Origin of the sequence: Neisseria mucosa (assembly GCF_003044445.1) — a bacterium.
Lineage (GTDB): Bacteria > Pseudomonadota > Gammaproteobacteria > Burkholderiales > Neisseriaceae > Neisseria > Neisseria mucosa_A.
Map to the genome: position 1 here is coordinate 1 of NZ_POWX01000025.1, position 23,509 is coordinate 23,509.

Genomic DNA, 23,509 nt, shown 5'->3' on the forward strand with positions numbered 1-23,509 from the left:
TTGTGTTTGAGCAATATCCTGATTTAAACATCCCGAATACGACCAATCTGCTTGACGGCACATTCTCGGACATGAAACGACTTTTAGCGTGTCATCACGGCATGAGTAGGGAGAATAAGATTAGGTTTATTAAGGATTATTTCTCAATTAAATCTTAGGCTCAGCCTCCATTTTGTTACTTAGGGAGAATGTTCTCCGAAATAGCCTCCATTTTGTTACTTACGCCTGTTTGTCAAAAATGATGCAAAGACAGCGTCGTTTGACGCAAAAATGACGGACTGTTTTAATCTCCCTATCGGCAGTTTACCGTCGGGAGGTGATATGTTTTACGGATTTGTTGTGGCAACATCGGCTTTCCTGTGTTTCGGATTCGGGAGCTATATCATAAAAAACAAGTGGTTGAAGGCATCGGTATTATGTATGGGCTGGGTTTTTATGGTTTTTGCACACGCAGAGATACAGCGGATAATCAGTGTATATCCTGCTTCTTCAATCCGGCACTATTTCTTTTTTTTGATTGCCGAAGTGGTTTGCCTTATCTTTTTGTTCCGTAGATTTTCCCGATGAGGTCGTCTGAAAATGGTTTTCAGACGACCTTTTTCTATTTCCTGAACTCTTCCCTGACGATGTCCAGCCAAGCCCTGAGCGCGGGAGTGGGACGCTGGTGTTTTTTCCACGCCATGGTCAGTTGCCAGCGGATTTCGGGTTCGGTCAGCGGGACGGCGGCGAAGGTGTCGGGGTTGATTTTGCGGGCGTAGTATTCGGGCAAAAGGGCGATGCCCATATGGTGCGCCACCATGTCGGCGAGCAGGTCCCATTGCCCGGTGCGGCAGACGACGTTGGGCGTGAAGCCTTGGCTGCGGCAGGCGGTTTGGATGGTTTCGTTGAGGGAGAACCCTGAGCCGAACAGGATAAACTGTTCGTGTTGCAGGCTTTTGAGACTGAGTGCGGAATGGCGGGCTTGGGCGCGCGACATAAGGACGACGAGCGGGTAGTCGCATAAGGTGATGCTGTCGAAGTCTTCGTGGACGGGGGCGAGCAGTTGTCCGGCGTCGAGTTCGTTGTTGCGCAAGGATTGTTCGATGGCGAGCGAACCTTGTTCGAGGAAGGTCAGTTCGATGCCGGACCATTGGCGGCGGAAGCGGAACAGGGCGTTGCTGAGCAGGTCGCTGCCGAGCAGTGCCAAACCCAGCCGCAGCGTGCCGCTTTTGATGTGGCGGTAGCCGTCGATGCGGGCGAGCAGCAAGTCGCGTTCGTGCAAGAGGTTCAGCGCGTGGCGGTACACTTCTTCGCCGATGGGCGTGGTGGCGACTTGGCGTTTTTTGCGACCGTTCTCTTTAACCAGCAGCAGCACGCCCAGCTCTTCTTCCAATGCCTGTATGGTTTTGCTGACGGTGGGCTGGGTCAGGTTGAGCGCGGATGCGGCGGCAGAGAAACTTTGCAGGCGCACGAGTTCGGCGAAGCAGTGCAGGCTTTTGAAGTCCATTATTCCTCTTGGGCATGATTTTAGTGCAGATAATTCATATTATGCGTAAACCGCGTCCTTATAATCAAGCCTTCGTTTTGAATTACGGATTGATGAACCTTATGGATACGCTGACGCGATTTTTTCAGACGACCTTGCAGCTTGCCGTGGTCGGCTTGGTGTGGCTGGTGTCAGATTTGATGGTGCGCTTTGCCCATCTGCCTATTTCTTCGGGCGTATTGGGGCTGTTTTTAATGCTGGCTTTGTTGGGCAGCGGCGTGATTAAAACCGGCATGGTTGAGCGCGGCGCGAAATGGGTGTTGGGCGAACTGGTGTTTTTCTTTATCCCGATTATGGTTTCCGTGTTGCAATACCGAGATTTGTTGATTTCCGAAGGCTGGCAGCTTGTGCTGACGATTGCAGTCGGCACTGCGCTGGTGATGATCAGCACGGCGCTGACGCTGAATTTCTGCTACCGCTGGAAACGCCGCCTGTACAAAAAACTGCATGCCTGATAAGGAACAAAAATGGATTACGTCGCATTCGCCTGCTTCGTCTGGACCTGCTTCGCCTATTTCGTAGCGAAAAAAATCTACCGCAAAAAACCGCTGATGATTTTCTCGCCCGTCGTTACCGTCTCTGTCAGCACCATCGTCCTGATGCTGCTTTTAGGCATTTCCTACGACACTTACCACAAATACACGCAAGGCATCGTTTTCCTGCTCACACCGGTAACGGTCGCCTTCGCCATTCCGATTTATGAAAACCGCGAAGTCATCCGCCGCCAGCTTCCCATCCTGTCGATAGCGATTTTGGTCGGCATGTTCGTCGGCGTTGCCAGCGCGTTTTTGATGGGCAATATGTTCCACTTCGACAGCGAAGTGACCAACAGCCTGATGGCTCGCTCTATTTCCACGCCGTTTGCCGTCGTATTGGCGGGCGAAATCCACGGCTCGGCTTCGCTGGTGTCGCTGTTCACCATCATCACCGGCTTCGTCGGCATGATATTCGGCGATTTGTTTTTAGCGTTCACCCGCATCCGTTTCCACACCGCCAACGGCGTCGCCTTCGGAAACGCCGCCCACGGTTTCGGCACTTCCCGCGCCGGACAACGCCACGAAACCGAAGGCGTGATGGCAAGCCTGACCATGATATTGTCGGGGCTGTTTATGGTACTGTTCGGTCCGAGCATGGTGCATTTGGTGGTTTGGCTGATGGGCTGATCAGCAGTTTTACAAAGGTATTGGAAACGTCGTCTGAAAAGCCGTTAAGCAAAATCTGATGGCAGTATGTGGTACCTTGCTGATAGTTATTGCGAAAATACCCATATCGGCATTGCTTCCTGCTTATGCGGGGCAGGCTATGGCAAAAATGATGGAGTTTGGAGCTTTTCTTTGAATTGACTGTGTTGATGATAAAAAAGGTCGTCTGAAAATTTTCAGACGACCTTTTTGACAACAAACCTTACCTATCATCAGGCTTTTGGTTTTTCTGACGTAGTTTTCTTGGCATTTTTTTTGCCTTCGGTAGGCGTTATGTAAGAATAGTAGTAGTCGTAAGTGCTGTTTGCCTCGCGTTTCATACCATTGAGGATAACGCCTTTGATGGTGATTTTGTTTTGACGCAGGCGTTCCGCACTGATAGCCAGCTCTTTGGTAGTCGTATTGCCGTAGCGGCTGACCAGTAGGACTGTGCCTGCATGTTGTCCGACAACGACGGCATCGGTTACTGCCAAAACGGGCGGGGTATCGATGATGACGTAATCGTAACGTTTTTGCGCGTTTGACAACAGTTCTTTGAAACGGTTGTCCATCAGCAGCTCGGACGGGTTTTTAGGATAGTTGCCGGTGCTGATGAGGTGCAGGTTAGGAATGTTGGTTTGAGTAACAGCCTGTGCCGGGGAAACTTCCCCGGAAAGAATATCGGACAGGCCGAATTCGGGTGTTACGTTCAGCAACTGATCCAGATAGCCTTTGCGCATATCCGTATCAATCAGCAAGATGCGTTTACCGGACTGTGCCATCACGGTGGCGAGGTTGGCTGAAATGAAGGATTTACCTGCTTCAGGAGTCGCACCGGTAATCATGAGGATATTATTGCGTGCGTCCAGCATGGAGAAGTAGATGTTGGTACGCAGGGCGCGGATGGCTTCGACGGCGATGTCGGTACTGTCCTCGTTTGCCAAAAGATAGTTGGAACGGCCTTTGAGCGATTTGAACTTGCGCTTGATAAGGTCACGTTTTTGCTGGGTTTTTGAATGCGGGATAAGGGCTGATACTTCGAGATCGAGGGCTTCGATTTCTTCAGACGACGTAATGCCGCGGCGCATACGACCTTGCAGCAGGAACCACATGGAGGCAAGTGCGCCTGCGGCCAGCGCGCCCAATGCGGCGATAACGGCTTTACGCGGGGCAATCGGTTTTTCCGGCGTGTAGGCATGGTCAACAACGCGGACGTTGCCTTGCGCACTGGCTTTCATGATGTTGAGTTCTTGTTGTTTTGCCAAGAGTTGGACGTAGGTCGCTTGGTTGGTTTCTACGTCGCGGGTCAGACGGATGACTTCTTGTTGGGTGTTGGGCAGGCCGGCAATTTGTTGGTTGATTTTGCTCTTGGCGCGTTCGAGTACCGCCAGTTTGTCCAAAACGGCTTTATAGGAAGGGTGTTCCGGAGTGTACAGTTCTGCCAAACCCGCTTCTTCGGTTTTGAGCAGGGTGATTTGGGTTTCGATGCTGGTCAGGCTTTCAAGCGCGCCTTTGGACTCAAGCGGAATATCGAGCGAACCGGAGCGTTCGCGATAGGCGTTGAGTTTGTTTTCTGCGTCTTGCAAGGTTTCTTTCAGACGAGGCAATTCTTCGCTGATGAACGCCAAGCCGCTGGACGCGACTTGAACGTCTCGTTCACGGTTTTGGGAGACGTAATTGTCGGCGATGCTGTTGAGAATAGTGCTGGTTTTTTTAGGATCGGTATCGGTATAAGACAGGTTGATGATAGGGCTGGTTTTACCTTTACTGATGACCGAGAGCTTGTTTTTTAGATTTTCGATAGCGCTGAGTTTGGAGAATTTGGTCAGCTCGAAATCTTGCTCTGCCTCAGCAAGAATGCGGTCGACTTTTAGAACGGTTTCGTTATTGACTTTAAGGGGCGCGCCGACGCGGCCTTCTTTAGTTGTACCGTCAGGGAGTGTCAGCAGATAGGTTTTGCTGTCTTTAACGGTCAGTTTGAAAGGTTTGTTAATCCAGTCCTCAGAAACGGTGAATGCGCCGATTTTTAACATCGGATCGTCGCTGCCGCTGAGGTTGTGCACCATATTCCCGAAAATCGGGAAGTAGGTGGCTTTGACTTCTTGGTCGAGTTGTAGGTCTTCAACGGTTTTGCCCAATACCAAACGAGATTGAACGAGCTCCACTTCTGCTTCGGACGGGGCAGGTTCGTTGGAAAGCATGTTGTTGATTTCGGTTAGAATCTGGTTTTGTTTGGTTTCGATTTCCAACATGGCGTCGGCACGATAGAGCGGGGTGGAGGCCAAACCGATTACGGCACCTGCCAATCCGCCTGCCAAGATTGCGGTGGCAATTTTGTTTTTGTTTTGCCACAGGCTTTGCATTTGTTGGCCGAAGTCGATTTCGTCGTTGCCGGCAGGGGCTGATGAGGGATATTGTTTGTACATCAGTAGACTTTCTTCTTAAACGGGTTCTGTTGTGCGGAGGATGGAGATTATTGCTCTGCCTGTCCGCTCAGTTTATCCGCCCATGTGTCGGCGGCTTGTTCGATTTGTAGAAAGACCGCTTCGAACATTTCACTGCTTTGTTTGAATGGGTCGGGTATATTTTTTTTCGGCAGCCATTGGGCAAGCAAAAAGGCTTTGCTGCGTGCAGATGGCTGAATGTCGGCAACCATGTCGATATGTGCCGGCTCCATGACCAAAATCAGATCCGCTTCGTCGCACATCTGGGGTGTCAGTTGGCGAGCGGTATGTCCTGCGACGATAACGCCGTGTTTGAGGGCAGTTTTAATGGCTTGGAAATCTGCATCTTTTCCAGCCAATGCGTTAATGCCGGCAGAGCTGATACGGTGGTTGGGCAGTTTTTTCTGCAAAATACGTTCTGCCGTCGGGGAGCGGCAGATGTTGCCCATACATACTACTAAAATATTTTGAAACATAAGGGAAGCGGTATTTTTTCTTGTATAGGGTCAAATCATTATAAAACAGTTTGCGGCCGGATATTTTATCGGTCTGGATGGGGATTCCGTTCATACATTATTCAGAATTCAGACGAATCATACCCGAACCGCTGCTCCGCCTGACAACAGATGTTGCCAGACTGTCAGGTTATTTGAATGTGCTGTCGATAGAGTTGACGTTGGTAACGAAGCTGGTTATTTGCGACACTACGCGGTTCCAACGGGTAACCGGCGCGGCAGTTACATAGACGATGTCGTTGGGGCGCAAGTCAAAATCGTTGCCTAATGCGTAAGCAGTCGCGTCTTTCAGGTTAAGTTGGTAAATATGGATAGGTTTGATAGCATCCTCAGGTGCGCGGCGGATGACGAATACGCCTGTTGCATCGGCTTGAGTTTGGTTCATGCCACCAGCCTCACCCAATGCCTGTGTGAGATTTAAGCCATGATTGCCGATAGGCAGGGTCGCTTGGCGGCCGACTTCACCCATGATGTACACTTTGCTGTTGCTGTTGTTGGGGACGTAAACGATGTCGCCGTTGCTTAAGAGGTGGTTTTGCGACATATCGCCATACTGCATGATGTCTTGTAGGGAGATAGTGCGGTCAACACCGTTATGCGTCCATTTGATGTGTTGGGTGTCTGCGTTTTGCGCCACGCCGCCCGCTTGGTTGACAGCATCAAGGATGGTCATGGGGACGTTGGTAATCGGCAGTTGGCCGGCTTGTCCGACAGCGCCGGAAATGGAAATGCGTTGTGAACGGAATTCGGTTACGTTGATGGTAACTTGGGGATTTTTAAGGTAACGTTTCAGACGACTTGTCAGGATATTTTGCAGCTCGTCTATGGTTTTGCCTTGTGCTTGGATTTTGCCGACCAGCGGGTAGGTGATGTAGCCGCTTTCGTCCACCCAGGCGCCGCGGCTGACTTGGTTGCTTTGCGGACTGCTTTGCTGAACGGGTGAATTGAGGTCGGTGTGCGCCCAAACCATGATGTTCAATACGTCACCTTTGCCGATGTGGTAGCGGTAGGCGGCTTTGCTGCGTTCGAGGACTGCGTTGGTTTGCGACAACACCGGCGGTTTGCGCATTTTTTCAACCAGGCCGAAGGTAATCGGATAGATGGCGACACGTTTGTCGAATTTGGTGTCTGCTACGGTTTCGCCATTATCGTAAATGATGGCTTTGTTGCGTGTGTTGATGGTGGAGCCGGGAATGACGGTAGTGCTGTTGCAGGCGGTCAGTGCCATCAGCGACAGGCTGATGAGGGCAAGCTGTTTTTTCATGTCGGTATCCTTGTCAATCTTATCGGGGTCGTCTGAAACTTTCAGACGACCTTTTTTGTAGGGTATCTTGCTTTATTGGCAGAATATTTTAATGGGTCTGCTTCCAAACTAAATCGCAAATATCATCTTTGGGATTAAAGCCGGCAGGGGCTTCAAGCAACAGGGCGCGCAGGGTTTGTTGGTCTGAATTTGCGCATGCTAAATCCATACGCATAATTATGTCATCTAATTTATCCCACGGCAGCATTACTTCACTGGCGGTCATAATTCGGGGATGAGTGGTTTTTTGCACTTCGTCTCCGATGAGCAACTCTTCGTAAAGTTTTTCGCCCGGACGCAGTCCTGTAATTTTAATTTCGATATCGCCGTCGGGATGTTGGGCATCTTTCAATTTCAGGCCGCTAAGCGTAATCATTTGTTTGGCTAAGTCAATGATTTTAACAGATTCGCCCATATCTAACACGAATACGTCGCCTCCTTTGCCCATTGCGCCCGCTTGAATGACGAGTTGGGCGGCTTCGGGGATGGTCATGAAGTAGCGGGTGATGTCTTGGTGGGTCAGGGTGATGGGGCCGCCTTCGGCGATTTGTTTTTCAAACACGGGGACGACGGAGCCGGAGGAGCCTAAAACGTTGCCAAAACGCACCATACAGAAGCGGGTGTGTTGGCCGGGTTCGGCGGCGAGTGCCTGCAGGCAGAGTTCCGCCATGCGTTTGCTGGCGCCCATGGTGTTGGTCGGGCGTACGGCTTTGTCGGTGGAGATGAGCACGAAGGTGCTGACTCCGGATTCGACGGCGGCCTGCGCGCATAAGAGCGTGCCGAAGACGTTGTTGCGGATGCCTTCGATGGTGTTGAACTCGACCATGGGGACGTGTTTGTAGGCGGCGGCGTGATAGACGGTTTCAACGCCGTACGCGGTCATGACGCTGATCAGGCGTTCTTTGTTTTGCACGGAACCGAGCAGGGGGACGACTTCGATTTGACTGCCGGCGGCTGCCTGAGTTTCGCGCAATTCTTTGTCTATGCTGTACAGGGAGAACTCGGACAGTTCGAACAGCAGCAATTTGGACGGGCGGCATTTCAGGATTTGGCGGCAGAGTTCGGAGCCGATGGACCCGCCCGCACCTGTTACCATTACGGTTTTGCCGGTAATGTCCGCGCCCATGAGTTCGGGGCGGGGGGCGACGGGGTCGCGGCCGAGTAAATCGACGACGGAGATTTTTTTCAGCGCGCTGACTTTGATTTTGCCGTCCACCAAGTCTTTCATGCCGGGGATGGTCAGTACTTCGCATTTGTATTTTTCGAGGCTTTGGATGATGCGGCGGCGTTCTTCCTGAGTGGAGCTGGGGATGGCGAGCAGGATTTTTTCCACACCGTAGCGGTCGATGAGCGATTGGATGTCTTCAGGACCATAGACGGTCAGGTCGTAGATGACGGTGCGGCGGATTTTGGGGTTGTCGTCAACGAAGGCGACGGCGGAGTATTCGTTAACTTGTTTGATGGCTTCCAGCAGTTGGCGGCCGGATTGTCCTGCGCCGTAGATGATGACAGGCACCATTTGTTTCTTATGGCGGTCGGTCAGGATGGCGCGCAGAATCATACGCGAACTGGTGATACAGACGACTAGCAGCAAGAAATAAACGACAGGCAGGGCAAGGTGTAGCTTACGTTCGAAAACCAAGGTGGTTAGGCAGAACAAGACGGCTGAAATCAGGCTGCCGAATGCGGCGGCGGTCAGAACGCGGGTACTGACGAAGCGGGTAACGGCGCGGTACAGCCCCAGTCTGACGAATAGGGCGATGGTCAAAAAGGCAGTCGAGCCGAAGGCGAGCCAGTTCGCCATGCTTGTCCATTCGTCAGAATATTGGGCTTTAAGGCTTTGAGCAAACCAAAAGGCGATAAAAACCATCAAAAGGTCATGAATGACGAAGAAGATTTTTTTGACGTTGCGGGGTAGGGATAACAGGGTTTCCAAATTCATTTTGGTATGTTCTGAGTAATGTTGTGGGCGGGTTTCAGACGACCTCGGTCATGCAAAGGTCGTCTGAAAAGACGTTTGTTGCTACGGAGCATTGGTTTTCCGTATGTGTCGGCTGTTTGCCGATTCCCTTTTTTATTTTGCTGAAGCGGTAAACTGCCGCCGTCCCGATGATACGGGTGCGGCGGTTTTTACTTTACGCCGTGGCTTCTGACAATACGGCTTCGATGTGTTCTTTGCAGAACGCGATTTCGTCGTCGGTCAGCGTCGGATGCACCAAAAACATCAGGCTGGTGTCGCCCAGTTCGACGGCGTTTTTCAGCCGCTCTTTCGGACGCCACGGCGTGTTGTCGAAGGCTTTTTCCAAATAGACTTCGGAGCAGCTGCCTTGATAGCAGGGGACTTTGCGTGCGTTCAGTTCGTTGACGATTCGGTCGCGCGTCCAGCCTTCTTTGAGGTGTTCGGGTTTGACGAAGGCGTAGAACTTGTATTGTGCGTGTTCGATGTAATCGGCGACTTCAATCAGGCGGATGCTGGCGAACTTGCCCAAACTTTCTGCCAATTTGGCGGCGTGCGCTTGGCGGCGTGCCGTCCATTCGGGCATACGTTTGAGCTGGATGCGGCCGATGACTGCCTGCATTTCCATCATGCGCCAGTTGGTGCCGAAACTTTCGTGCAGCCAGCGGAAGCCGGGGGCGTGTTCGCGGTGGTACACGGCGTCATAGCTTTTGCCGTGGTCTTTGTACGACCACATTTTGCTCCACAGCTCTTTGTCGTTGGTGGTGACCATGCCTCCTTCGCCGCCTGTGGTCATGATTTTGTCTTGGCAGAACGACCATGCGCCGACGTGTCCGATGCTGCCGACGGATTTGCCTTTGTATTTCGCGCCGTGCGCTTGGGCGCAGTCTTCGATAACCCACAAATCATGTTCTTTTGCCAAGTCCATGATGCCGTCCATTTCGGCGGGCATACCGGCGAGGTGGACAACGATGATGGCTTTGGTATTCGGCGTCAGCGCGGCTTTGATGGTTTCTGCGCTGATGTTTTGGCTGTTTAAATCCACGTCGGCAAACACGGGGTTTGCGCCTGCGGTAACGATGCAGGAAGCGGAGGCGAGGAAGGTGCGCGAGGTAACGATGACGTCGTCGCCTGCGCCTATGCCCATTGCTTTGAGCGCGACATCGAGTGCCAGCGTGCCGTTGGAAAGGGCGACGGCGTATTGCGTGCCGGCGAAGGCGGCGAATTCTTTTTCAAATTCGCGGCATTCGGTGCCCGTCCAATAATTGACTTTGTTGGACAGCAGGACTTTGGAAACGGCATCGGCTTCTTCTTGGGTGAAGCTCGGCCATGGGGAGAGGGATGTGTTAAGCATTGGCTTTTCCTGCGAAAAGGCTGGTGGAGTCTTTAGGGGCGACTTCTTCCAGCAGTTGGCGGTTGATCAAGGTGTATTTTTGACCGTCGATTTCGACGTATGCGCCGTCGTAAGGCGGGAACCAGAAGGCGCGGATTTTTTTCTCGACATCGTCGCCGTCATGGATTTGCTTCATGGCTTCCATTGCGTCGCGGCTGACGTAGCGGCCGCCGATGTTGGGCGTAGTCGGCAGTTTGGCTTGCGCTTCGACGGCGCGGGCGATAATGCGTTGTGCGAACGGCTCTAATGCCTGCATGGTCTTGCGTTCGAGCGATTGGGCGGTTTCGACAGAAGAATCAATGGGGAAGCGGTCCACTTCAATGATTTCGCCGGTGTCGATGGATGCATCGACATAGTGGGCGGTGCTGCCCCATTCGGACAATTCGTCCATGATGGCGAGGTTGTAGCCGCCTGTGCCTTTGTATTCGGGCAATAAGGCAGGGTGGAAATTAATCGTGCCTAAATGTGGTGTGGTCAGGAATTCGTCGCGCAGTTTGCGCCAGTAGAGTACGGACAAGCCTAAATCGTATTTCAGACGACCCTCTTTCATCGCTTCCAAGGCGGTGTCGAAAGTGTAGAGCGGCAAGCCCAATTCTTTGGCAGCGGCGGTCGTCGGCGAGCCTTGCAGGTGGCTGTCGGTCAATACGCCGACGATTTCGATACTGTCTTGTAAGGATAAGAATCGTAGCAGGTTGGCGGAAAGCCGTTTACGTCCCATGAATAATATTTTTGTCATGTAATAGTCCTTTTAATATTGTGAGTGTACGTTTGATTATGTAATGGTTAAATGTTTGAATCGATTAGAGAAGCTAAATCTTGAAGGGAGTCGATCCAAAAAGCGGGATGATATTCTGTACTAAAATTTTCGGGCAGGTGGCAGTGGATATTACGCCCGGAGGGGCGCAATCCTATGGTTATCCAGCCTAAAGCGTTCGGCGTGATGAAGTCTTTGGAAATGTTGTCGCCGATATAGATGAAGCAGTCTGCCTTTGCAGCATATTTGTCTTGTAAATAGTGGAAGCGTTTGCTGTCGGGCTTTTCCGAAGTGCAGGCTTCGGAGACGAGGATGTCGTCAAACAGGGAAGACAGACCCAAGGCTTCCAGTTTCAGACGTTGGGTCAGGCTTCTGCCATCAGTAATCAGTGCGCGTGCGGCGAAGGGCACGGTCAGATCGGACAGAAAATCCGGCGAGGCATACGGCGTCAGCGTCGGGCGGTGCAGCCGGTATTGCCACAGAAGAACCTGTTTCTCCGATTCGTTGAAACCGCAGTGGCGACACAACTTGTCCAGCCAGTTTTTGCCGTCGGGGTCGATGCTGCGCCATAGGTCGTCTGAATTCCAATCAGGATACAGTGCGACAACGGTATTGACGACCGCACGAATACCCGACAGCTTGTATTCGTATTCCGAATACAGTGTATCGTCCAAGTCAAAGACAATGACGGCGGTTTCGGGATTAATCGTTTTCATGAACCAAGACCTTGGCATCGTAGCGCAACATGATGAGGTTGTTTTCCCAGTCGTCTGAAAACGGGATTTCTCCGTCGCCGAGGTATTCGCGCATCAGCCAGCCCGGATAATTGCCGCCTGCGGCATACGTCAGCGGGAAGCCGCCGCCGAAGCGGGGGTTGATTTCCACGCCGTAGAATTCGCCGGTTTCTTCGTTGCAGAAGAACTGCGCCGTGATACAGCCGCGCGCGCCTTCCAATACCGCCATTTTTTCCAGCAGCGTTTGGTAGAGGCTGTTTTTGCGGGTGATGCCTTTGCTGACTTCGCCGGTACGCACTTCCAAGCGTTTACGCGGAATCGTGCATTTCAGACGACCTTGTCGGTCGTAATACATATCGACGGTAAATTCGGAAAATTCGTTTTCGATATCTATAAGCTGACAGAACATTAATTTGGGGTCTGCCAAAACTTCAGGTGTCAGATCGGCAGGCGTGTCGATCCGTTTGGCACCGATGGCGCGGCTGCCGTCGTAAGGTTTGGCGAAGCAAGGGAAAACCAACTTCTCGCGGTCGTAAATCTCGGGCGAGCGTATGCCGTACTGTGCAAACAGGTCGGCAGTTTTACGTTTGTCGCGGCATTGCGCAATAAAGTCCGCATCGGAAACGACAATGTGGATACCAGCTGCTTCGAAGCGGTCACGTTCATTCGCCAGTTTTTGCAGTTCGGTATCTATGGTTGGGATGATCAAACCGATGTTTTCGCGTACCGCCAGATTGAAAATGCTGTCGATATACGAATCGTCATTGATCAACGGTACTTCAAACGAACCGTCGGAAACGTGACAGGCGGAAGACATACGCGGAACCAAATCCGTCGTCAAAATCTTGACGTCGTCTGAAAACTTGGCGGCTTCGGTTTGAAAATCCTGTACCAATTCGACGCGCCTTCCCGCGGAAAGGATAAGTACGTTATTTTTTTTCATCTGTGTCATTCCCTGTGAAATACGGCATGGTGGCTTCTCCCTCCGCCGAAATGCCTTCTTTGATAAAGACTTTTTTGACTGTCAAAAACAAGATTTTCATGTCCAGCCAAAAACTGTAATGGTCGATATACCAAATATCGTGTGCGAACTTTTCGTCCCACGAAAGCGCGTTGCGCCCGTTGACCTGCGCCCAACCCGTTACGCCCGGTTTCATTTCGTGGCGGCGGAATTGAAATTCGTTGTAAAGCGGCAGGTAGCTCATCAAAAGCGGTCGTGGACCGACCAAGCTCATATCTCCTTTTAGAACGTTCCAAAGCTCTGGAAGTTCGTCCAAGCTCGTCGCGCGCAGTCTCTTGCCGAAAGGGGTCAGTCGCTTGCTGTCGGGCAGCGGGTTGCCGTCTTTATCGACCGCATCGCGCATGGAGCGGAATTTGATCATTTTGAACGGTTTGCCGTCTTTGCCCGGCCGCTCTTGGGTGAAGAATACCGGTTCGCCCAGGTTTTTGCGGATGAGGTAGATCAAAATCAAAAATACGGGCGAGAGGAAAATCAGTCCCGAGGCGGAGGCGACAATGTCAAACAGGCGTTTGAAGAATTTACTCATGGGCTAATCTTTCAATCAGGGTGATGATTTTTTGATACGCCACATCGCGCTTGAAGCGGCGGACGATTTCGTCGGATTGAACGGGGTCGTTTTTGCGCGCCAGAATATCTTTGGCTGCTCGGACGAAGCTGTCCACATCGCCGGAACGGTAGTCCGCGTGCGGCAGCAGGGTGAGGACTTCGGCAACTTCGTCATTGACTTGGCTGTTTAAAATCGGTTTTTGCAATGCCATATAGTCGGACAGTTTGTTGGTAATCGACTGCATGGCGTAGGAATGGATGGCGTTGACGGAGATGTCGCAGCCTTTGGCGACCGACATCATTTCGGCGTAGGGAATGTAGCCGTAAAACCGGATACCCTCGCAGGCGTATTGTTTGAGCCTGTCCAAATCGGGGCCGCCACCCATGATGTGCAGCTCTACATTTTCGCCGTCGTCCAAAAGTTTCCGAACGCCTTTGCACACGGTTTCCACGTCATAGCTGTAACTGAGCGTACCCAAGTAGAAGAAACGGGTTTTGCTGTCGCCAAAGTCTTTTGCCGGCGCGGCATCGAGTTTCGGAAAATCCGCACCGATATAGACGACTTCGCCGGGAACGTTCGGATTGGCTTCTTTGGCGCGGTCGAGGTAGGTCTGCGACACGGCGACCAGCGCATCGGCGTGGCGGTAGGCACGGTTGGCACGAGAAGAGAAGGGCAGCAGGTTGTGCGGGATTTTTTTCAAAAACGGCACGACCGAGGAGAAAGACTCCGGCCATACGTCCTGCACGTCGATAATCAGCTTGTAACCCAAACGCGCTTTGTGTTCGCCCAAGAGCAGGTTAGTAGCAATCAGTGGGTAGGCGGAAAAGACGACGTCTTGCTCGCCCGGACGGCAGTTGTTCAGCCATTGCTCAAAATTTTTGACGAACACATGATGGCTTTTGACGCGGTCTAGCGAGACGTTTTTGCCGTAGCCGCTCTCTTCCAGCAGCATGACTTTCAGACGACCTTGCGAGGCAGATTCGGCATCTTCAGGTCGTCTGAAAGATTTGTCGTAGTGTTTGAAATTGCTGGTAATCAGCAGCACGTCATGAGACTGCGACAACAGCTCGGCAAGATACCAGAAGCGGTTGAAATGCGGCTCGGACGGCAGCGAACAGTAGGGGGCGACGATGGTGATGTTCATATTTTCAGACGACCTCACATATCGTAAGCGGCCATTGTGGTGCGATAGATTTCATCATCGGAACACAAGGTCTCAACGTGTTTATGCAGGGCTTTGCCCAATTTCTCACGCAGCTCGGGCTGCTTGATGAGTTTATCGACGGCTTCGATAAAGGCTTCGTCTTCGCCGAAGGGGAAGCAGTATCCGGTTTCGCCGGTAATGACCATTTCGGAAATGCCGCCCATGTTGTAGGTCACGACGGGTGTGTCGTAGAGGCCGGCTTCAAGGATGTTGTTGCCGACGCCTGCGCCGTGGTCGCCGATACAGTGCGGCGTGTTCACCAAAATATCCACGTCTTTGAAATAGCCGGTCAAATCGCGCACGCCGCCGAGGAAGGTGACTTTGTCGTCTATGCCCAAACGCTTCGCTTGCGCTTTTAAATTGTCCATCTCTTCGCCTATGCCCGCCACGTTCAGGCGCACGGGCATATTGCGGTCGACCATTTTCTTAAAGATGTCCAGCATCACATGCACGGCGCGGACGGTATCCAAGCGCGACAACGTACCGAGCATGACGTAGTCTTTGGCGGTTTTTTCAGGAACGTAATCGGCTTTGTGCAAAGCGTTGTAGGTGTAGGCAATGCGGTTGGCAGGGAAGCCGTGGCGGATGAGTTTTTCCCGCTCGTGTCTGCAGTTGCCGATGATATATACGCCCAGCTTGTCGAAAAGTTTGGCGATTTTCGGATAAGTTTCAGCATCCAGACCACGCGCGTGGTAGAACACTTTGGTTTTGGGAGAAGCTATTTTTGCTGCGATGGCGCAGGCGGGAACGATGCGCGCCATTTGGCAGTGGACGATGTCGGGTTTTTCTTGTTTCAACATTTTCATGTAAGCGAACATGCCTTTGATGTAGCCCAAGATGCCGCCCTGATAAAAATCAATAGGATACCATTGAATACCCAAGGCTTGGGCTTCTTTGATGAGTGGGCCATCGGAAGAGGCAAGGACAACCTCGTGGCCACGCTGCCTGAGCAACCGTCCTAAGCGGAAGGTCGCGTTTTCAGTGCCACCGAGGCCGGACATGGAAGTAGTCAAAACAATTTTTTTCATAGCGTGTTTTCTATCAAGGGGTGTATCGGTACGCGTTATACGCCGCGTCGCGCTGGGGCAGGACGCTGTACAGGAAAATCAAAAAGCAGGGCAGCCAAATGAAGGGCATACGCAAAATGGTGGACGGGATAAAACCCGCCAAAAGGAATAACCCCATTGCTGCCAACCCAATGACGCGCTGCTTGCTTTTCATATTCCTGCCTGCGGCGACGCAGAAGAAATAGTATGCGGCATAGAATAAGAAAGCTGCCAACGAAATCAGACCGAAACCGAGATATAGCTCGATAAGGAAACTGTGCGGGTTTTCAAACGCTAGACTGTCGCTCAAATGGCCGCCGAAATATTCTTGGAATTTTTTCGGGCCATAGCCCAACAGCAGGAATGGCGGATGTTCCCAGAAATAGTTATAGATTTCCTGACGGTAGCCGACCGAATTGTCGCTTTCCAAATCAAACAGGAATAAATACAGGCGTGAGGAAATGTTTTCCAAAAAGGCATTGCCGTGCAGGGAAAGCAAGAAATCGGCAATGTACTGTTTCGGAATCATTGACAAGCCCGCGCCTGTAACGCCTATGGTCATCAGCGTAAACAGCCCGTTGTTACGGTAAATCAGGTTCAGGATAAACAAAATGATGTAACACAAAGTGGCGGTACGCGACGCACTGGCAAAAATGACTACGCCCAAACATAAAAAAAGCATCCAGCCGAGCAAATATTCTTTTTTGCTGACATTAATATTGAAAAATACTAAAACGGCAGGTGCGAAACAGAGGGCGGTCGTGCCTAAGTTGTTAGGATTAAAGAAGAAACCCTTAATAATCCCCGCGTCAATCGCCAATACTTCATCTGCTTGAACGAATTGGATGCCGGTCAAAATCTCCATAGCGGGCGGGATGACGATGAATGCGCAGAAAAACAGCAGTAGGCGGCGGATAAACGCCACCGGATTTTCATGCCGGCTCAATACCAGGTACAGCAGATAAAACAGGCTGGGTAGGGACAGGAAGAAAAACGTATCCATAATCCTGACCGAATCCAGCGTGGTAATAAACAGATGGATGCCGCCCCAACCGCACATGATGGCAAGCGCCGCCAGCATCCTGCCTGCTTTGCCGTTGAACCGTTTGGACTCTAACGCAAAAATCAGCAGGGCGGTAGGCAGCAGCAGGATGGTCAGGGGATTGTCGATACGCGGAATCCCGGCTTTGTACGACAGCATCGGCCCCAGCATATAGGCGGTTGAAATCGTGTATATCAGCGTAATGTATAAAGTTTGTGTTTTGAGTTTCACTTTGTTTCCTGAGGTGGGACGGTTTCGGAAATATTATTATATGCAGAAACAATTTGTCTGACCGCAGAATCCGACTGAATGCGTCGGTAATGTATTGGGCGGTATATCGGCCGAAAAGTTTCAGTTCCGATGGTTTTGTGTCTGTCTGAAAACTGCTGCTTCCTTTCCTTTGGATTATCTTTTCAGACGACTCTTGACAGCAGCTGCTGCCGAAATAAGGGATGACTTGCGACGCCATATCAGATAAGAAAGTCCTACCAGCCAAAGCAAGGCGAACAACGGATAGTTTTCCTTTGTGCCAAAATAGGTGTAGCTCACGCAAAGCAGTACGCTCAAAGCAGTATTGGTATAAATTTTCAGCCGCGGCAGAGGGCGCCATACCCTAGATGAAAATTCGGTTTTGATGACGCAAAACACCCAAAACGATATTGCGCTTGCTATGGCCGCACCACGCGCCCCCAAATGGGGAACCAGTAGCGACAGCAGACCGAAATTGATGGCAAAAGCGACAATGTTGACTGCTGTAATCAACCAAGTCCGTTTGACAACGTTCAATCCGATACCGCTGACTTCCGTAAGCGTATAGAACAGCGGATATAACATGCATGAGAGTAGCAAAAACTGTACCGGAGCATATTTGTCGGGCAATATCCAAGTAACGACAGGCGAGAAAATGCCGATAAAACAAATCATCGCACTGATTAATTCGGTCATCGAAAGAGTGATACCGCCGATTTTATCCAAATGGGTTTTGTCTTCCACCCATTTGAACACCAAAGGCGCCCAAATGGTTGAGAATACGCTTTGAAAAATCAGGGCAACCGCACCGAAGCTGACCGCCATCGAGTAAATGCCAAGCTCATCCAAACCCGCCCACTGTTTGAGTGAAAAACGGTCGACTGAAGTTAATCCCCAATAAGCCAAATTTCCGAATGCCAAAGGCAAGCCGTAGCGTAGGCTTGCATGATGAGTTTCAGACGACCAAGGAGCGCGCGCAGCAGCGCGCAGTTCATGTCTGGTTTGGTATGTCAAAACGGCGACAGTCAATACTTGCGCCACGGTGTAGGCAAGAACAAGGCTGACGGTATCAGTTTTGACACCGCTGAAAACGAATAACAAAACCAACGCCAAAATCAGGAATTTCGGTGTAAGTTGGCTGAGGGAAAAGGCGACGGCCTTTTCCTGCATCCTCAGTATTAGGGAGAGAAACCGCGCAAACAGGCTGGTCAACAGGAAAATTAAAAACAATAAACCCAGGGTTTTATCTTGCAAATCAAAAATCAAATCTGCCGGCCAAGCTGTATTCCATACAAGCACTGCCAAAATCACGGCAGTCGTTAAAACGAAAGGTGACAGGCTGATGGATTTAAACAGGGACGCTTTATCTTTGGCGGCGTAGTATTCGCGGATATACGCCTGATCCAAACCCAGCCCCAAAATCAGGATGGTCAGACCGGATACGGTTTGCAGTAAGACGATACGGCCGATGTCTTCCGCAGGGTAGTACCATGAAATCAGCGGAAGCGAGAGGATGCCGAAAGCCGCGCTGCCTATCGGGCCTAAGGCATAGCCGAGTATTTTTTTTATATTCATAAATAGGTGGGGTTGGTTGCCGCCGAGATTTTCAGACGACCTGAAAACGCAGCCGCATCATGCAAATAAGAGCTTTCTTAGGTCGTCTGAAAACAAACGGCCTAAGAAAGCCGACTGCCTGCCGAAACTTGCCGGCAAGCAGTCTGCCTGAATCATCAAAGGTGTTACGCCTTCACGACTTTCGGGTTTTTCGCAGGGAATTTGCCGCGCGTATCGACGATCAGTTTGGCGTGTTCGGCAATCATGTCGTAGTCAAACTTGTCGTGATCGGTAGTCAGAACCACGCAGTCGTATTTCGCCACGGTTTCCGGCGTCAGCGGCTCGCTCTTCAGGTCGAAGTAGTGATGACCGGGGATGTATGGGAACTCGAGCACGTGCGGGTCAGAGTAGGAAATGTCCGCGCCCAGTTTGTGCAGGCGGTCCATCACTTCTACTGACGGGCTTTCGCGCATATCGTCCACGTTTTTCTTGTAGGCGATACCCAAAACCAAGATTTTGCTGTCTTTGATGGAACGGTTGTGTTCGTTCAAAGCCAGTCCTACTTTGCCGATAACGTAGTCAGGCATGTGGGAGTTCACTTCGCCTGCCAACTCGATGAAGCGGGTATTCACGCCATATTCGCGCGCTTTCCAAGTCAGGTAGAACGGATCGATGGGGATACAGTGTCCGCCCAAGCCCGGGCCGGGATAGTAGGCAACGAAGCCGAACGGTTTGGTTGCGGCGGCGGCGATGACTTCGTGAATATCGACATCCATTTTGTCGGCGACGATTTTCATCTCGTTTACCAAGCCGATGTTCACGGCGCGGTGGATGTTTTCCAGAAGCTTGGTCAGCTCGGCGGCTTTGGTGGAGCTTACCGGTACGACTTTGTCGATGGCAGGCTGATACAGCGCGATACCGACTTCCAAACAAGCAGGGGTATGACCGCCGATGACTTTCGGAATGGTACGGGTTTCAAAATTCGGATTGCCCGGGTCTTCGCGTTCCGGAGAGTACACCAAGAACACGTCTTTACCGACTTTCAAACCGCCTTCTTCAACGCGCGGCAGCAATTCTTCTTCGGTTGTGCCGGGGTAGGTGGTGGATTCTAAAGACAACACTTGACCGGCGCGCAGGTAAGGTTTCACCGCGTCGGTGGTGTCGATAACGAAGCTCATGTCCGGCTCGCGGTATTTGTTCAACGGAGTCGGTACACACAAAATCACGGCTTCCACTTCGCCGATGCGGGAGAAGTCGGTGGTGGCTTCAAACAGGCTGTTTGAAGCGGCGGCGATTTTCTCGGCAGGAATATGCTCGATGTAGGTTTCGCCTTTGTTGAGTTTGTCGACTTTGGTTTTGTCGATGTCGAAGCCCAAAACCTGATAACCGATGTCCACATAACGGAGCATCAGAGGCAGGCCGACGTAGCCCAAGCCGACGATACCGATTTTGGCGGTTTTATCTGCAAATTTCTGAATGGTGGTATTTTTCATGATAGGTCTCATGTGATGGAAAACAAATAAACGCGACCGTATCGGATTCGCGTCGTGCCTGCCTGTGGGAGGCGGGCAAGTAAAGAGGTAGAGCTGTTCGCAAGTTTAGAGTAAAAGAGGAAAAAAAAGTTTTACGCTTCATGCAAAATATGGCATAGGTAAATACGATGGCATGTATAAAATATGCATATATTATAAAACAATAATGACGTAATGCAATAAATCTTGTTGTTTTTAATGTGTATTATTTCTCTAGTTATAAAAATTTGCATCGTAAATACAAATGAGTGATGGGTGATGGATTCCAAAATATTTTCGTAAATTAACCAAGCTTAAGGTTTTTATAAAGCCCGGTCTAAAATTAAAAAGGTCGTCTGAAAACCTGATTGATAAGGTTTTCAGACGACCTTTGCCATATTTGGCGGTTAAGCGGCGGCAACGGTAAAGCGTTCAAACAAATGCGCTTTGTTTTCCGCGTCGTCGGCGATGGCAATCGCCAAATCCGCTACGCTGATGCCTGCCGGAATCTCGCCGTCCATCAGCAAATCGTCTTTGCCCAAGCGGTATTTGCCGGTTTTGTCTTCGCTGAAGCCGCCGTCCGCGCCCAGTCGTACCGGTGGGGAAACGAAAGACCAGTTTACATCGCGACGCGGCAGGAGTGCGGTCAAGAGATGGCGCGCGGCATTGGCGCCGTCGTAAATTTCTTTGGGGAAGTCGGGCGTATCGATAACTTGCAAATCAGGTGCGGCATACAGGCTGCCTGCGCCGCCGACGATTAAGAGATACGGCACTTGAGCCGCTTTTGCCGCTTCGACGATATTGTTTGCGCCGCGTGTAAAATCCGCGCCGATATTGGGATTGGCCCAGCCCGGATTGAACGCGCTGACCACGGCGTCAAAGCCTGCCAGCTTGTCGGCGAAGTCAGCCGCGTTGACATCTGCGGAGACGGCGGCAACATTTTGCGCTTGGAACACTTTATCCGTGTTGCGGGCGAAAGCAGTTACTTCATGACCGCGACCTGCCAATTCTTGAACGACTGCGTTGCCGACATAACCTGTTGCACCGATAACTGCGATTTTCATGTTTGACTCCTTGTTGAGGTGTGATTGATTAGATGAGTGCATTGTAAGGCCGTCTGAAACGCTTGATAATCCCTGATTTGCTGTTATGATTGTGAAGTTGAGCTAAATAATAGAAATAGAATGCAAGACATCAAACCCCTGCTCGTTTTCGCCGCCGTCCTCGAACACGGCAGCATGAACGCCGCCGCTGCCGCGCTGGGCATGACTCCGTCTGCCGTCAGCCAGCACATCAACCGCCTCGAAGCCCTGCACGGCATCAAGCTGTTAAACCGCAGCACGCGCAGCCTTGCGCCTACCGATGCCGGCAGAGCTTTGGGCGAATACTGCCGCCGCCTCGCCGCCACCCTTGCCGATACGCGTACCGTTATCGACAATCTGAAAACCGAACCCGTCGGCGAATTGCGTATTTCCCTGACTTCCACCGTCATCGAGTCCCGCGCTTTTCAGACGGCGTTTTCACGATTGCAAACCGAGTTTCCCAAAATCCGCCCCATCCTCAATTTCAGCGATACCTTGGACGACCTGCAACACAGCCAAACCGACATCGCCATACGCGGCGGCGACCGCGCCCTAGACGATCCCAATTTGGTTGCGCGTCATCTCGTTACCTGGCAGTCCACCATTTGCGCCGCGCCCGATTATCTCGACCGTCATGCGCCCATTACCCATCCCTCGCAGCTTCACACGCATCGTTGGCTGCACTTCCTGCCCGTCCGCACGACCTTGCAACACGGCAGCGAAAGCTATTTTCTCGACGTCGCCGACAGCATTGCCTGCACGCATCTTGCCGCCGTGTGCAGCCTGACCGAAAGCGGTTTCGGTTTGTCTTTGCAAGTGGGCGGCGAAGTTCGGGAAAAAATCGCCCAAGGTCGTCTGAAAACCGTTTTGCCCGAGTGGACGCTGCCGCCGGTCAGCCTCTATTTGGTTACGCCTTATCGTGTCCAGTCTGCCAAAACCGAAGCCGCCGTCCGTATTTTCACGGAAAGTTTCGCCAAGGAAGCAGAAGCATGAGCGCGGAAAATTGGAGCGTTTACCTGATTTTGTGCGAAAACGGCGCGCTTTACTGCGGCATCAGCAACCGCCCGCAAGAGCGGTTTGCCGCCCATCTCTCAGGAAAAGGCGCGAAATACACGCGGCTGAACAAACCGACGGCGATGCGTATCGTTTCAGACGACCTCTCCAAAAGCGAGGCATTGAAACAGGAAATCGCCATCAAAAAACTGACGGCAGGGAAGAAGAGGGAGTTGTGGGAAGCAGCGGCGGGAAATGCCTCCACTGAGCGGTAGTGCGAATTTTGCCCGAAGGCATATGGAAAAAAGGTCGTCTGAAAAACAGAATTCAGACGACCCCTATTTTCTGTAAATCGCTGAATTTAACATTCTTGAAAGATAAGTTGAAATTCCCTAACCGGCAGCATAGTATAATGCCCGCTTCCCGCAAATCTTGAGGCCGCCATGAAACCGATACCCTATATCCTTGCGGCTGCGCTCTGCCTCAGCAGCTCAGCCGTATCCGCAAATCCCGTTACCTATATCTGCAAAACCGCAAACGGCATTGTCTTTACCAACCAGAAAACCGGTGCCGAATGTACCGTGTCCCATGTTGACGGCAGCGCGACCGTCAGCAGCGAAGAAGCCGACAGCGCTGTTCCCGAAACGGTCAACCTGAAAGAAGCCATCGGTCAGGCAGCGCCCGAAATTGACGACATTAAAATCCTTCCGCGTCCGGCAGTAAGCAGCGTAACCAACACCGCAGAAGCCGCCAATCCCCGCCTGGATGTGAAACTGCGCAACCAGCCGGATACCAAAGCCGCCAAAGCGCGTGCCGCAGAGATGAACCGCAAAGCGAAAATCCTTCCTGCGCCCGTTGTATCCGCACCTGCGAAGCCTCAAATGTCGCGTAAGCAAATCCTTCAAAAAGAAGTCCGCAATGAGCAGGCCGCACTCGCGCGCGCCCAATCCCAACTTGCCGCCGCCCGCCGTCAGGGGGATCAGGCAAAAATCAACCGCCTGACCCGTGATGTCAGCGACAGGCAGGCAAGCATCCGCGCCATGCAGAGCGAAATGGGGCGTTGATTCTTTTTTATAGCTTTATTGCAATCCACCTTCAAAAGGTCGTCTGAAAAGTAGCGAAACCCGCTATGGATATTTCAGACGACCTTTTTGCATTGTGTTCCTATGTTTGCTAGCGAGAGTTTGAAAGATGGGAATGTATAGTGGATTAAATTTAAATCAGGACAAGGCGACGAAGCCGCAGACAGTACAAATAGTACGGCAAGGAGAGGCAACGCCGTACTGGTTTAAAGTTAATCCACTATAGCGCGGGCTATGCCCACGAATGCAGTTGGCGGGAGTCATGGTGGAAGGAAAGTTGTATTGTCGCGGGCAAAGTCCGCGTTACGGTTTATACAACTTGTTTTAAGAAGGTCGTCTGAAAAAAGCATCGGGCTTGCGATGCACGCATTT

The 23,509-nt window shown here is 51.6% G+C and carries 21 protein-coding genes; 5 read left to right on the forward strand and 16 right to left on the reverse strand.

What is annotated here, in order from left to right; all coding sequences use genetic code 11:
* Nucleotides 1–601: 601 nt before the first annotated feature.
* The gene (locus DBY90_RS11335) at nucleotides 602–1,486 is read right to left on the reverse strand and encodes a LysR substrate-binding domain-containing protein (RefSeq protein ID WP_070491460.1); all 885 of its coding nucleotides are present in this window, start codon (nucleotides 1,484–1,486) and stop codon (nucleotides 602–604) included.
* A 14-nt stretch (nucleotides 1,487–1,500) separates the two neighbouring features.
* On the opposite strand from DBY90_RS11335, the gene DBY90_RS11340 reads away from it, so the two are divergent.
* Both DBY90_RS11340 and DBY90_RS11345 read left to right on the forward strand, forming a co-directional pair.
* A complete protein-coding gene (locus tag DBY90_RS11340; protein WP_107987260.1) occupies nucleotides 1,501–1,980 on the forward strand; it encodes a CidA/LrgA family protein in 480 nt (159 codons plus the stop codon).
* Between the two features lie 12 nt (nucleotides 1,981–1,992).
* A complete protein-coding gene (locus DBY90_RS11345; RefSeq protein WP_070491456.1) occupies nucleotides 1,993–2,688 on the forward strand; it encodes an LrgB family protein in 696 nt (231 codons plus the stop codon).
* A gap of 251 nt (nucleotides 2,689–2,939) precedes the next feature.
* Here the strand turns inward: DBY90_RS11345 and DBY90_RS11350 are convergent, their stop codons facing one another.
* From DBY90_RS11350 to DBY90_RS11420, 15 genes are all read right to left on the reverse strand, one after another.
* The gene (locus DBY90_RS11350; RefSeq protein WP_070491453.1) at nucleotides 2,940–5,132 is read right to left on the reverse strand and encodes a polysaccharide biosynthesis tyrosine autokinase; all 2,193 of its coding nucleotides are present in this window, start codon (nucleotides 5,130–5,132) and stop codon (nucleotides 2,940–2,942) included.
* 47 nt (nucleotides 5,133–5,179) lie between these two features.
* A complete protein-coding gene (locus tag DBY90_RS11355; protein WP_003743280.1) occupies nucleotides 5,180–5,626 on the reverse strand; it encodes a low molecular weight protein-tyrosine-phosphatase in 447 nt (148 codons plus the stop codon).
* A 169-nt stretch (nucleotides 5,627–5,795) separates the two neighbouring features.
* Nucleotides 5,796–6,929 (reverse strand): polysaccharide export protein, encoded by a 1,134-nt coding sequence (locus tag DBY90_RS11360; protein WP_049228391.1) that lies wholly within the window; start codon nucleotides 6,927–6,929, stop codon nucleotides 5,796–5,798.
* A gap of 88 nt (nucleotides 6,930–7,017) precedes the next feature.
* Nucleotides 7,018–8,910, reverse strand: coding sequence for a polysaccharide biosynthesis protein (locus tag DBY90_RS11365; RefSeq protein WP_107987262.1), 1,893 nt, complete (start codon nucleotides 8,908–8,910; stop codon nucleotides 7,018–7,020).
* Nucleotides 8,911–9,103: 193 nt separating this feature from the next.
* Nucleotides 9,104–10,279 carry a DegT/DnrJ/EryC1/StrS family aminotransferase gene (locus DBY90_RS11370; RefSeq protein WP_070491449.1) on the reverse strand — a complete coding sequence of 392 codons (1,176 nt, stop codon included), beginning with the start codon at nucleotides 10,277–10,279 and terminating at the stop codon, nucleotides 9,104–9,106.
* Nucleotides 10,272–11,054, reverse strand: coding sequence for a formyltransferase family protein (locus DBY90_RS11375; RefSeq protein ID WP_070491446.1), 783 nt, complete (start codon nucleotides 11,052–11,054; stop codon nucleotides 10,272–10,274). Before DBY90_RS11375 ends, DBY90_RS11370 begins: the two co-directional genes overlap by 8 nt.
* A gap of 47 nt (nucleotides 11,055–11,101) precedes the next feature.
* On the reverse strand, nucleotides 11,102–11,788 hold the full coding sequence (locus DBY90_RS11380) for an HAD family hydrolase (RefSeq protein WP_070491444.1): 687 nt from the start codon (nucleotides 11,786–11,788) through the stop codon (nucleotides 11,102–11,104).
* Complete coding sequence (locus tag DBY90_RS11385) at nucleotides 11,775–12,749, reverse strand: ATP-grasp domain-containing protein (RefSeq protein ID WP_070491442.1); 975 nt, start codon at nucleotides 12,747–12,749, stop codon at nucleotides 11,775–11,777. The genes DBY90_RS11380 and DBY90_RS11385 overlap by 14 nt, the downstream gene beginning before the upstream one ends.
* Complete coding sequence (locus DBY90_RS11390) at nucleotides 12,736–13,353, reverse strand: sugar transferase (RefSeq protein WP_070491440.1); 618 nt, start codon at nucleotides 13,351–13,353, stop codon at nucleotides 12,736–12,738. Before DBY90_RS11390 ends, DBY90_RS11385 begins: the two co-directional genes overlap by 14 nt.
* Nucleotides 13,346–14,518: a glycosyltransferase gene (locus DBY90_RS11395; RefSeq protein WP_070491438.1), complete on the reverse strand. Its 1,173-nt coding sequence runs from the start codon at nucleotides 14,516–14,518 to the stop codon at nucleotides 13,346–13,348. The genes DBY90_RS11390 and DBY90_RS11395 overlap by 8 nt, the downstream gene beginning before the upstream one ends.
* A 14-nt stretch (nucleotides 14,519–14,532) precedes the next feature.
* The gene (locus DBY90_RS11400) at nucleotides 14,533–15,606 is read right to left on the reverse strand and encodes a glycosyltransferase family 4 protein (protein WP_070491436.1); all 1,074 of its coding nucleotides are present in this window, start codon (nucleotides 15,604–15,606) and stop codon (nucleotides 14,533–14,535) included.
* Nucleotides 15,607–15,619: 13 nt separating this feature from the next.
* Nucleotides 15,620–16,897, reverse strand: coding sequence for an O-antigen ligase family protein (locus DBY90_RS11405; protein ID WP_070491434.1), 1,278 nt, complete (start codon nucleotides 16,895–16,897; stop codon nucleotides 15,620–15,622).
* A gap of 174 nt (nucleotides 16,898–17,071) precedes the next feature.
* Entirely contained in the window at nucleotides 17,072–18,490 is a 1,419-nt protein-coding gene (locus tag DBY90_RS11410; RefSeq protein WP_070491432.1) for a lipopolysaccharide biosynthesis protein, read from the reverse strand.
* Between the two features lie 164 nt (nucleotides 18,491–18,654).
* Nucleotides 18,655–19,962: a nucleotide sugar dehydrogenase gene (locus DBY90_RS11415; RefSeq protein WP_070491430.1), complete on the reverse strand. Its 1,308-nt coding sequence runs from the start codon at nucleotides 19,960–19,962 to the stop codon at nucleotides 18,655–18,657.
* 425 nt (nucleotides 19,963–20,387) lie between these two features.
* Complete coding sequence (locus tag DBY90_RS11420) at nucleotides 20,388–21,044, reverse strand: NAD(P)-dependent oxidoreductase (protein WP_070491428.1); 657 nt, start codon at nucleotides 21,042–21,044, stop codon at nucleotides 20,388–20,390.
* Between the two features lie 120 nt (nucleotides 21,045–21,164).
* Between DBY90_RS11420 and DBY90_RS11425 the strand changes: the two genes are divergently transcribed.
* The 3 genes from DBY90_RS11425 to DBY90_RS11435 all read left to right on the forward strand — a co-directional run bounded on the left by DBY90_RS11425 (nucleotide 21,165) and on the right by DBY90_RS11435 (nucleotide 23,119).
* Complete coding sequence (locus DBY90_RS11425) at nucleotides 21,165–22,055, forward strand: LysR family transcriptional regulator (protein WP_070491426.1); 891 nt, start codon at nucleotides 21,165–21,167, stop codon at nucleotides 22,053–22,055.
* Nucleotides 22,052–22,330, forward strand: coding sequence for a GIY-YIG nuclease family protein (locus tag DBY90_RS11430; RefSeq protein WP_070491424.1), 279 nt, complete (start codon nucleotides 22,052–22,054; stop codon nucleotides 22,328–22,330). The genes DBY90_RS11425 and DBY90_RS11430 overlap by 4 nt, the downstream gene beginning before the upstream one ends.
* Nucleotides 22,331–22,498: 168 nt before the next feature.
* A complete protein-coding gene (locus DBY90_RS11435; RefSeq protein ID WP_107987264.1) occupies nucleotides 22,499–23,119 on the forward strand; it encodes a hypothetical protein in 621 nt (206 codons plus the stop codon).
* The last annotated feature ends 390 nt before the right edge of the window (nucleotides 23,120–23,509 follow it).